Annotated in this window: 4 protein-coding genes; all 4 read right to left on the bottom strand. The window is 45.7% G+C overall.

Annotated features, from left to right (window positions below; translation table 11 throughout):
- Positions 1–167 precede the first annotated feature (167 nt).
- Entirely contained in the window at positions 168–794 is a 627-nt protein-coding gene (gene hisG, locus B7Y67_RS13605) for an ATP phosphoribosyltransferase (protein ID WP_293599113.1), read from the bottom strand.
- Positions 795–814: 20 nt separating this feature from the next.
- Positions 815–2,089 (bottom strand): UDP-N-acetylglucosamine 1-carboxyvinyltransferase, encoded by a 1,275-nt coding sequence (gene murA, locus B7Y67_RS13600; protein WP_293599112.1) that lies wholly within the window; start codon positions 2,087–2,089, stop codon positions 815–817.
- 33 nt (positions 2,090–2,122) lie between these two features.
- The gene (locus tag B7Y67_RS13595) at positions 2,123–2,371 is read right to left on the bottom strand and encodes a BolA family protein (RefSeq protein ID WP_215302370.1); all 249 of its coding nucleotides are present in this window, start codon (positions 2,369–2,371) and stop codon (positions 2,123–2,125) included.
- A gap of 64 nt (positions 2,372–2,435) precedes the next feature.
- On the bottom strand, positions 2,436–3,224 hold the full coding sequence (locus tag B7Y67_RS13590) for an ABC transporter permease (RefSeq protein ID WP_293599111.1): 789 nt from the start codon (positions 3,222–3,224) through the stop codon (positions 2,436–2,438).
- Positions 3,225–3,291 lie beyond the last annotated feature (67 nt).

Below are 3,291 nucleotides of genomic sequence, written 5' to 3'. Positions count from 1 at the left end.
GCGTCGCCATTGACTTTTACTTGTGCCAAAATTTTAACCACTGCAGCATCAATCGCCTCATCATCTGCCATCGGCAAAGATAGACTTGAAAGCAGAGTTTCTTTGAACCCAGCATCTTTGCTATTAAGGCGTTTGACTTTAACTTGCGCTGACATTTGAATATTTACTTACTTCAACAATTCAAAAAATGGCTGTAGCTGTGAACGCTTCCGTTTATAAGAAGCTTGATTAACCACTAATCGTGCGCTGATATCGGCGATTGGTTCAACCTCAACCAAACCATTGGCACGCAAGGTATTGCCAGTGGACACCAAATCTACAATCGCATCCGCTAATCCAACCAAGGGGGCTAACTCCATCGAGCCATACAAATGAATCGTATCGATGTGCACGCCTTTATTAGCAAAGTGTTCACGTGCACAATTGACATACTTAGTTGCGACTTTTAAACGTGATCCCTGCTTTACAGCAGTAGCGTAATCAAAACCTTCTTTGACGGCAACGGACATACGGCATTTGGCGATATTCAAATCAAAAGGAACATACAAACCATCGGTGCCGTTTTCCATTAAGACGTCAAGGCCAGCAACTCCAAAATCAGCTCCACCAAACTGAACATAGGTCGGCACATCTGTAGCACGCACAATAATCAGGCGCACATCAGGATTGGAGGTCTCAATAATGAGTTTGCGCGACTTTTCTGGATCCTCAAGCGGACGAATACCGATCTTGGATAAGATCTCAGCAGTTTCTTCGAAGATGCGCCCCTTCGAGAGGGCTAAAGTTAACTTCATGGACTAATTATCTATCAGGCTTACTTGATTCGCTGAATGTTGGCCCCCAAGAGGGTCAACTTTTGCTCCATACGGTCATATCCACGATCTAGGTGATAAATCCGGTCTACCTGTGTTTCGCCTTGGGCGGCCAAGCCTGCAATTACCAAGCTGGCTGAAGCACGTAAATCCGTAGCCATTACGATAGCGCCAGATAACTTCTCAACACCCTGCGCAATTGCAGTATTACCCTCAATTGCAATATCAGCCCCTAGTCGGTTCATCTCTTGAACGTGCATAAAGCGGTTTTCAAAGATAGTTTCAGTAATCGTGGCGTTGCCCTCAGCAATCGCATTGACCGCCATGAGTTGAGCCTGCATATCTGTCGGGAAAGCCGGGTACTCAGAAGTGCGGAAGCTAACGGCCTTGGGGCGACTTTTCATGGAGGCTTTGATCCAATCAGGGCCCACTTCCATTTCTAAGCCAGCCTCTTTGAGTTTCACAATCACCGCATCCAATGTATCCGGACGACAGTGCTTGACCAACACCTCACCGCCAGCAGCCGCAACTGCGCATAAGAATGTACCCGCCTCAATACGATCTGCAATCACAGCATGTTCTGCACCATGGAGCTTCTCCACGCCCTCGATTACTAAGCGGTCGCTACCAATACCGGTAATCTTGGCACCCATTTTGACGAGCAACTCAGCCAAGTCGCCTACTTCAGGCTCTCGTGCAGCATTCTCCAAAATAGTTGTGCCTGACGCCAAAGTAGCAGCCATCAATAAATTCTCGGTACCGGTTACGGTAATCATGTCAGTCAAGATAGAAGCACCTTGCAGACGACCAGTAGCAGATTTCGTTTCCGCCTGAATGTATCCACTCTTAATCTTGATGGTGGCACCCATGGCTTTTAAGCCCTTGATGTGCTGATCCACTGGACGTGCACCAATAGCGCAACCACCCGGTAAAGAAACCTTGGCACTATGCATTCTGGCAAGCAATGGACCCAGAACCAAAATCGAGGCACGCATGGTTTTCACCATCTCGTAGGTTGCTTCAGAGCTTTTAATAATGGATGCCTTTAGTACAACGCAATTACGATTATTCAAATCTGGGAAAGTAACTGTTACGCCAATCTCCTGGAGGAGTTTGAGCATCGTCCGCACATCTTGCAAATCGGGAACATTACGCAAAGTGATAGGTTGATCGGTGAGCAAACAAGCGCACAAAATGGGTAGTGCTGCGTTCTTGGCGCCCGCAATCACCACCTCACCCTTTAGGGGGGTGCCTCCAACCATTCGTAATTTATCCATGAATCTATTCCAGTAAAAGGCTAATGTCGTATTTTAAGTTGGAGTGTTTTGTGCGAATTCTTGAGGAGTAAATGCTTTGATTGATAAAGCGTGAACTTCAGCTTTCATACGGTCACCCATAGCGCCATATACCAACTGATGGCGCTGAATTAGACGCTTGCCTTCAAACTCTGGACTCACAATCGTCGCAAAAAAATGCTGTCCATCACCCTCAACTTTCACATGAGTACATGCGAGGCCCTGCTGAATATAGCCTTCAATTTGTTCTGGGGTCGGCAACATCACAATCTCCTGATTTCTAATTTCTGAATAATTTTTTAATTCGAATTTAAGGAAGCATCAATAACTAATTTCTGAGCTTGTAGCCTTTTTGCAGTAAACGCAAAGCAATAGCTGACACTACGACAAAGAAGCTGGTCACAATCGCCAAACTATTCCATGGGGATATATCTGACACTCCAAAGAAGCCGTAACGGAAACCATCAATCATGTAGAAGAATGGATTGAAGTGCGATACCACTTGCCATGCTGCCGGCAAAGAATGAATGGAATAAAACACACCTGACAACATGGTTGCCGGCATGATGATGAAATTCTGGAAAGCGGCCAGTTGATCGTATTTATCAGCCCAGATACCGGCAATTAAACCCATGCTTCCCAAAATTGCAGCGCCCAAAAGAGCAAATGCCATGATCCATAGCGGGTATTCAAAGGATGGTATTGCAAACCATGCCGTAATTATTAGTACGCCTGAGCCAACAACAATTCCGCGAAACACTGCAGCCAAGACATAAGCGGCATAAAACTCTAAGTGACTAAATGGAGCTAGCAATACAAAAACTAGATTGCCAGTTACCTTTGATTGAATGAGTGATGAAGAAGTATTCGCAAATGCATTCTGCAACACGCTCATCATGACTAAGCCCGGGATTAAGAAGGCGGTGTAGTTCAAGCGACCATACACCTCTTTGCCTTCCAGCACATGTCCGAAAATCATCAAATACAGAACAGCGGTAAGCACTGGTGCCGCAACCGTCTGAAACGCTACTTTATAAAAACGCTTAATTTCTTTACGGAGCAATGTTGGGAAACCACTGCCATAGGAGATTGGCAGCTTATTGACAATAGATTTCATCGAGCGCCTCCCGACATGATGTTGACAAACACATCTTCGAGATCTGTTTTACCCTCGCCATCTTTCT

This window comes from Polynucleobacter sp. 35-46-11 (assembly GCF_002281105.1).
This window is presented reverse-complemented; position numbering and strand designations above follow the sequence as displayed.